The sequence below is a fragment of the Devosia sp. UYZn731 genome (genome assembly GCF_040546795.1).
Classification (GTDB): Bacteria; Pseudomonadota; Alphaproteobacteria; order Rhizobiales; family Devosiaceae; genus Devosia.
The window spans coordinates 44,605-52,622 of sequence record NZ_JBEPOL010000017.1 but is presented as its reverse complement, the minus strand read 5'-3'; the positions used below and the strand labels follow the sequence as shown (position 1 = coordinate 52,622).

The window sequence follows — 8,018 nt, the reverse complement described above, 5'->3', positions numbered from 1 at the left end:
AAACCGGTCATCACCTTATGGGTGCCCGCGTCCCCGCTCAGGTCGTGGTTGTACCGGTAATCGACCCGAACCAGCCAGCCATCACCAACATCGGCTTCTAAGGTGGCTCCAACCGAGAAAAAGGCATCCGTATCGAAGCTATGGCCCAGGCCAGCTGTGCCAAAAACATTGATGGTGTCGGTTAGACCAAAGCCAGCCCGAATGTCCCCTTCAAGGGTGACTTCGCCACGAGTTGCTGCAAACGCCACTGCTTCCACCCCAAGAAGCAAATCTGCTGCCGAAAAGGTGTTGCCGATCACCAGCCCGATGCCAAGCCCGTTATCTGCACCACGAGAATAGCCCGACAGGATACCAGCGTAAGCCCCGCTATGACCTTGGCTCACATAGTTGGTGGGCAATGGGGGAAGCTCCGGCAATGTGGGCATCGATCCAGCCGAGGCGGTTCCAATCGGGGCCAGCATCAAACAACCAATAGACAGAACCAAGCGAAGCATGAAAACACCCTTATGATCCAAGTTAGCTTCTCTGATTATGGTTTCCACGAGCTTAACGGCCGCGGTCACAGCCACGATTCAGAAGCCCCTTGAGCAAACGGAGCAGGATGACTTCGGCCCAACATGATTGACCGCCGATGTCTAGAAGCGGGGCGTCAGGCTCTATGGCTCCAACAAACTGCATGATGAGCTACCAAACCAGGAGGAGAAGGCGGCAACCCTCTCTTCACCGTATTGGCGGTTATAGCGACGGACCGTTTTTGTGAAGAGCCGAGATAATGCTTTGGCAAGCTCGGCGGCTGAATACTTCAGCAGGCAAGAAAGTGAAGCGGTTCCGCGGCGGACGACCTCAGACGGTTCGACTAACTGGAAACATGCAAATAGCGCACTCGAAGGTAGCGGCAGTGGGATTGAGAATAGCAGCAACTTCAGCGCCAACGGTAATGGCAATGGCCGCTGCGAAGATGGCGACGGACGTGGGCGCAGCAATGGTGGGCAAGTGGTGAGACCCCTTGCCGTGCGGCACTGGAACGCAATCAGTGGCGGCGTCATCGCGTTCGCCTGCGTCTTTGTGGTGTGGGTAGCCTCTCTTTTGGGTGGCCTGGCGCCGATCGACCAGGCAATTCGTACCTGGCGTTTTCAGGCCACAGACCGCGCGCCGTCTGGCGAGACGCTGTTTGTCGATATCGATTCAAAAAGCCTGACGAACGTCGGCGTCTGGCCCTGGCCGCGGCAAGTCCATGCGGCAATTCTTGATCGGCTCATGAGCCTAGGCGCTGCTGAAGTTGTGTTCGATATCGACTTCAGCAGTGCATCGACGCCACAGGGTGACCTGGCACTAGAACAGGCACTACAACGGGCCGGGGGATACGCGTTCCTCGCCGCATTCCAGCAGACCACCAGCGCTGGTGAAATTGTTCTTAACGGCCCATTGCCGCGCTTTGCAGCGCAGGCCAACTCGGTCCTGGTCAACGTGGATGGCGATGGCACCAGTTTGCTGCAGTCCGTTCCTACGGGGCTTCCCGAACTCGGCATTCCGTCTGTGGCACAAGCGCTGGTTCCGGCGGCGCCGGCATCGGGCCCAACCCTGATGATGGATTTCGGGATCGATCTTGAGAGGATCGCCCGGATCAGCGCTTCTGAAGTGCTTTCGGGAACCCCTGATCCAGCACTGTTCGCCAATAAGCAGGTGATAGTCGGCGCCAGTGCCATCGAGCTGCGCGACTTTTTTCAGGTGCCTCGCTTTGGCGTCATCCCCGGACCGCTCGTACAGCTCGAGGCAACGGAAACACTGAAGGCAGGGCGTCTGCTCACCGATTTGGGATCGCTGCCGGCTCTCCTGCTATCCCTTCTGGCCGCGGGTGCATTCGTGCAGGCGCGGCGTCGCCAAACGCCACTCGGTGTTCTGGCCGCGGCCGGCGCCGGCTTCATCGTTTTGGTCGAAATCCTGGCTTGGCTGGCGCTTCGGGAAAAGGGGGCGGTGCTCGCCACAGCGCTGTTCCAATTTTCGATCGGACTGTTGGTATTGTCGGGCCTGTTGAACGAACGGGCGTTGCGGTGGCGCGAATTCCTACGCCAGCAAGGGCGCCTGGCCTATCTCGCGACGCATGATCTCAGTTCTGGTGCCATTTCGCGTCAGGCGCTCGTTGATGCGTTGGATTCTGAGCTTACAAGCGGTAAGCCCGCCAGCGTCGTGCTGGTGCATCTGGGTCGGCTGGATGCGGCCATCGCTAGCCTTGGCCATGACGTCGGCGAACAAGCCGCAGCCCATGTGGCTCAACGTCTCGAGCAACACTTGGCTATCAAGCCGGCCCGGATCGGCTCGGACCTGTTTGCCTGGAGCCGCCCAGACGCGCTGAATCCGGAGCAGTTGACAGCGTTGTGCCGGTGGATCGCCAGTGCGCTGGACCAGCCGTATCTTATCGACGGCCACGTTATCATCCTCGACACGCGCTATGGCGCAACTGCAGTGAGCAATGGCGACTATTCGGCTGCGGAATTGCTGCGGCAGTCCGACGTCGCTCTGGGCGAAGCTCGGATCCAGAACGCAAAAGCCTTGGCGTTTAGTGCTGACCAAAGTGAAAGGATAACCCAGCGGCGCCTGAAAGACATCGCCTTGCGGCAAGCCCTGGAACGAGACGAATTCTACTTGCTGTTCCAACCCCAAATCGACCTGGCGACCAATAGGTTGGTCGGGGTCGAGGCGCTGGTCCGCTGGAAGAACGCAGAGCTGGGGGCGATTTCGCCTGCCGACTTCATCCCCCTGGCCGAAGAAACCGGCCTGATTGTCAGGCTAGGCGATTGGATCATGCATGAGGCCTGCCGCCAAGTGGCACTCTGGTCATGGGACGGAAGGCTGTCCATCAACGTCTCATCGGTGCAGTTTCAACTGGGAGACGTTATCGCCAGCCTGACAAGCGCCCTGTCCAAATCCGGATTCCCAGCGCGGCGCCTTGACCTTGAGATTACCGAAAGCCTTTTTATTAAAGACGATCCCTCGATCCTCGGCGCGTTGGAAACGATTCGACGCATGGGGGTCAGCATTGCGCTGGACGATTTTGGCACCGGATACTCGTCGCTGAGCTATCTGACACGCCTGCCGATCGACAAGCTCAAGATTGACCAGGCCTTCGTTCGCCCGCTCCCCGATACACATAACGAGGCCATAGTGGAAACAATCATCTTGATGGCAAAGCGACTGGGCAAAACCGTTGTTGCCGAAGGCGTGGAAACCGCTCACCAACGCGACTATTTGGCGGCTTTGGGCTGCGAAATTGGCCAAGGGTACCTGTTCGGACGTCCGTCGTCCCCCGAAGTCCTTGGTCTTGAGCCGAGTTCCCACGAAGTAGCGGCTGCACCGGCAACTCCTGCAGGACCCGCCGCTAGCGCCGAGTCATGACTAGCGGTGGACCACACCACTCTGGATTGGAGCGATCAATGCGAGCACTGCATGCCAATGTGGGAAAGCGACATCCGGTTGAATGTAAACCGGTGTGGGTGTCGGCCTGCCATTGCCTCCATTGCCATTAGGCGCCACGGCAGCGCATTCCCTTGTGAAACGACGCTCCATCTGCGCGACCATGCCGAGAACCTTTAGCACGATATGCCCCATCTCATCCCGCGCCAAAACGTAGGGGTCCAGCACGGTCACGAACGCCTCCGCTGTTCGCATTCGTGGATCAGTTTGAGGGCGCCACGGCTGTCGCGCCCGAGCTGATCAAGCCGGGCAACCACGTTCGTCGCCCGGTCGGAAAATTCAATCACAGTTTCCAGTTCGACCCGTCCCTCGCCGCTGCCGCCCGAGTTTTTCTGCAACCGCACGATCTCGCAGTCCTCGGCTCGAGCTTGGCAATCTGTATCTCAGGGTTCGTATGATGCGGCCCATAAGTCACCTCATACCTAAAGCCTGAGGCTACACTGTCGCCAATAATCGATTTTCAACGGACACTTGGCGCTCGTTGGTCGGGTCGTCTATGCTCACTGGACCGACACTCATGGGTACAGCGTGGAAATTTTTGAATGGGTCATTATTCTGCTGCTGGGCGCAGCTTTGCTGTCGGCGCTGGCCGCGAGGCTGTCTCTGCCGTACCCCTCGCTGCTGGCGTTGGGTGGGGCCGGGTTGGCATTCCTGCCAGTCGGGCCGGAATGGAGCCTTGATCCCCGATTGGCTTTGACGCTGTTCGTTGCCCCGGTTCTGCTTGACGCCGCCTATGACTCGTCGCCGCGGGATTTGCTGCGCAACTGGCGAACGCTGATTGGTCTCGCCCTGTTTGCCGTTATCGTATCGACCATCTCAGTTGCGGTGCTGGTCAAATGGCTCGTGCCAGATATGAGTTGGCCGGTGGCGATTGCCTTGGGCGCAATTGTCGCGCCGCCCGATGCAGCAGCGGCATCCGCCGTGCTGCGCAAGCTGCCGATGCCGCATCGACTGCGTATGGTGTTGGAAGGGGAAAGCCTAATCAATGACGCGAGTGCATTGTTGATATACCGGTTCGCTATTGTCGCGGCGATGACGGGCGGGATGGAAACGGCGAAGTTCTTTCCCGAGCTGCTCATTACCGTGGTTGGCAGCCTCGCGCTTGGTGGTGGGGCTGGCTTCCTGTTCCAGCGCTTCATGCGGCACATCTTCAAGGATGTACCCACAGCGGTCATTTCCCAGTTCGCCATGACGTTCGGGCTGTGGACGCTGGCTGAGTATCTCGGATTGTCGGGGATTTTGACCATCGTAGCCAACGCCATGATAGTGGCTCGCTTTGGACGGTTGAACACCGCCGCTCGCATGCGAGTGCCGACCTTTGCGGTCTGGGAGACCGTCGTCTTCGTCCTCAATGCTTTTGCCTTCATGTTGATCGGAATGCAGATCGGGCCAATTTGGGAACGTCTTCCGCCCGAAACTCGCTCCGGGAGCCTGCTGACGGCAGTGGCGGTGCTGGCCTGTGTCGTGAGTGTCCGGTTCGCTTGGATCTTCGCTTACAGCATCATCGTGCGCGCGCTGCGCCTTGATCCGACTAAGCGTGGCGTGCGCATGGCGGACACGCTGAAAGGGTCGGCGGTTCTGTCATGGGCTGGCATGCGTGGCATCGTCACTCTCGCAGCTGCCTTCGCCATTCCGCTTACCTTGGTCGACGGCACACCTTTTCCCTATCGCGACCTAATACTACTGTGCGCGTTCGTGACGGTATTGGGCACATTGGTGATACAGGGCCTGACGCTGGGTCCGCTGATCCTGGCGCTAAAACTTCCCAGCGACGATCCGGTGGCGACCGAAGTCAGTTGGGCGCGGGCTGACGTTTATGCTGCGGGGCTTGCGGCCATCGCGTCAGATAGCAGTGACGAAGCCGAGCAGGTGCGCCGCGAATACCAAATGAGGCAGCCCGCGAACGCGGGTGAGGAGAAGCCTCTGGATGAGCTGCCAGGCAACTCCCTGCGGCGAGCAGTACTGGATGCCGCCCGTAATCGATCCGACCAGCTTCGCATTACCGGCAAGATCGGCGACGAGGCGTTCAGAACGCTTGAGGCGGAATTGGACTGGTCGGAGCTGGGCGCAGGCGGTCTGCGGGACTAGCCTCCTCAGACGCCATGGCTTGGTACTGCGTCGGGAATTGCCATGTTTGCGCCCAATTATCGGCAAATGCTGATCCCTGAGCGAAAATGGGACGACACAGAAGCGTCTCGGAATCGTGTGCCACGGCACGCGGACCCCCGAACTCGATGATGCCTGATAAATGCAGGCCAACGCAACCGCTGGCCGCCGATCAAAATCGTTATCACTTCTGGTCTTAGGAAGGTCAACCACGACGAACTCCCCGTTGAGGCCAAGTTTTTTGGCCAGCCATACAGCCCTGACGAGATCGTTATAGCTCTGAGACAGATGTCCCGCTCCGGTTAAGTCATCCAGCTTGATTTCAATGAAGCGTTCTGCCGGCTGCACCCATCAGTTCGTCGCGCCGATCACTTTGTTCCAATCATTAACCCCATCGTCAGTCTCCAGGCCCAGAGTTGGGGCAGGAGACCCAAATGGAATTGATCTGGCACTCGCTTATCGGCAATCTCGCCGTCAGCGCCCTCACGATTTCGATATGGGTGCATATCAAACGCCACCTAGGCGACCGACTGCTTCCCCTAAAGACAGTCATTTTCGGCGGCCTTTTGGGCACGGGCTCCGTCGCGACCATGCTTCTATCAATCGAGATACACCCCGGTGCCTATTTTGACCTGAGATCCTCATTAGTCGGAACGGCGGCGTTGTTCGGAGGGCCGTTCGTCGCGGTTCTCAGCCTGCTGCCTCCCCTTCTCTACCGCCTCTACTTGGGTGGCCAGGGGGCTCTGGCCGGCAGCATAGCGCTGGCCGCGAGTTCTCTCATGGGACTGGCGGGTCATTTATGGTTCCGGGGGAAAGCCGTTAGGCTTTGGGGCGTCATCCTGCTGTCATGCGGCATCGCGGGATTCACGTTCCTCAGCCTTCAGCTTATCCCCGACATCGCGAGCCAAAGCGCATGGCAGACCGTGGCAGTGCCGGTGTGTCTGCTCAGTTTCGCCGCCACGCTCGTGTCCGGATACTTCATCCTCGCGGCCAGCGCAGAGGCCTCCGAGAGGGAGGTCATCACCGCCGCATTCGTCCAGACCCCTGACTTCGCTTACGTCAAGAACCGGAAGAGCCAGTTCGTGGCGGTCAACACTGCGACCGCGACCTTCAACGGCTTTGCGGAACCAGGTGAGATGGTCGGCTTGACCGATTTCGACATCACCGACGCCGATCGCGCTCGCCAGCTTTACGGTGCCGAACAGGACAGCATGAAACACCGTAGCTCCATCACCGATGTCGAGGAAATGATGACGAATACGAACGGTGAGGACCGGTGGTATTCGACGTCCAAGACGGCCCTCATCAGTCATGAGGGCGAGGTAATCGGCATCGCGGGCGTGACCAGAGACATAACCCGCGACAAGCAGATCGCCGCCGACCTTCGGGAAAGCCGCAACCGGCTAAGCTACGTGATGACCGAAATGGCTGACGGCATAGCGCTCTTCCACAAAGAGGGAACGCTGATGTTTCTGAATGACCGCTATCGCGACTTGTTTCCGCTGACCAAGGCTGTCCGGCGGCCGGGCATGGACCTAAGGGACATCTTGCAGGCAGTTCAGGACACTGGCGAGCAGTTGGGATTGCCTGACGATCGCAGCGCCTGGTCCGACGCGGCGATGGGTGCTCTCAAGGACGGTGGGAACGAACAGATACAAATGTTCGACGGACGCTGGCTCAACTTGCGCACCCGTCCAACGCTCGAGGAAACTGCCATCGTCATCGTCTCAGACATCTCCGATGCCAAGAGCCTAGAACTTGATCTGCGGTCGACGACAGAGAAACTCCAGCACCTGTCCGAGGTGGACGCGTTGACCGACCTGCCAAACCGGCGAACCTTCGACGCCGTCCTTGCAAGGGAAATCGCCCGGACCGACCGCAGTGGCACGCCGCTCAGCCTCCTCATGATCGATGTCGATAAGTTTAAGGCTTACAACGACGCCTATGGACACCCGGCGGGAGACGAATGTCTCCGCACAGTCGGACGTTGCATGAAGGAGGCAGTCAATCGCCCCATGGACCTCGCCGCCCGTTATGGTGGGGAGGAGTTCGCCGTTGTGTTGCCCGATACCGACGAAGACGGGGCTTACCACATTGCGCTGACAATCGCCAAACGCCTCCGCGACGCGAACCTGCCTCATGGGGCCAGCGAGAAAGGTCGCGTCACCGTCAGCATCGGCGCTGCTTCCTATTGTGAGGGCCAGCACCAGCGGACCGCCGTCGACCTGATATCCAGGGCCGACCAAGCGCTATATGGCGCCAAGGCGGCGGGCCGCGACCGCGTCAATGGCCGCATCACTCCCGAAGCTAGGGAAATGGTCCGTTGATCAGGCGGTTGACGGGGCAACTAAATACATGGAAAGGCGTTTGTAACGGTTGCGCAAACGGCGACGCACGGGGGCAGTCATCAGCGAATTCAATCCAAAATCCACTAACGCTGT

At 59.3% G+C, this 8,018-nt stretch carries 5 protein-coding genes and 1 pseudogene; 3 read left to right on the top strand and 3 right to left on the bottom strand.

The window, feature by feature from the left end; all coding sequences use genetic code 11:
• Positions 1-569, bottom strand: a pseudogene (locus ABIB57_RS25710) (hypothetical protein); the annotation flags it as partial.
• A 187-nt stretch (positions 570-756) separates the two neighbouring features.
• On the opposite strand from ABIB57_RS25710, the gene ABIB57_RS25705 reads away from it, so the two are divergent.
• Positions 757-3,393, top strand: coding sequence for a putative bifunctional diguanylate cyclase/phosphodiesterase (locus tag ABIB57_RS25705; protein ID WP_354044237.1), 2,637 nt, complete (start codon positions 757-759; stop codon positions 3,391-3,393).
• Here the strand turns inward: ABIB57_RS25705 and ABIB57_RS25700 are convergent, their stop codons facing one another.
• Positions 3,394-3,645 carry a recombinase family protein gene (locus tag ABIB57_RS25700; RefSeq protein WP_354044236.1) on the bottom strand — a complete coding sequence of 84 codons (252 nt, stop codon included), beginning with the start codon at positions 3,643-3,645 and terminating at the stop codon, positions 3,394-3,396.
• Positions 3,642-3,815, bottom strand: coding sequence for a hypothetical protein (locus ABIB57_RS25695; RefSeq protein WP_354044235.1), 174 nt, complete (start codon positions 3,813-3,815; stop codon positions 3,642-3,644). The genes ABIB57_RS25700 and ABIB57_RS25695 overlap by 4 nt, the downstream gene beginning before the upstream one ends.
• Positions 3,816-3,999: 184 nt before the next feature.
• On the opposite strand from ABIB57_RS25695, the gene ABIB57_RS25690 reads away from it, so the two are divergent.
• Positions 4,000-5,559 carry a cation:proton antiporter gene (locus ABIB57_RS25690; RefSeq protein WP_354044234.1) on the top strand — a complete coding sequence of 520 codons (1,560 nt, stop codon included), beginning with the start codon at positions 4,000-4,002 and terminating at the stop codon, positions 5,557-5,559.
• Positions 5,560-6,011: 452 nt separating this feature from the next.
• Positions 6,012-7,904, top strand: coding sequence for a diguanylate cyclase (locus ABIB57_RS25685; protein WP_354044232.1), 1,893 nt, complete (start codon positions 6,012-6,014; stop codon positions 7,902-7,904).
• The last annotated feature ends 114 nt before the right edge of the window (positions 7,905-8,018 follow it).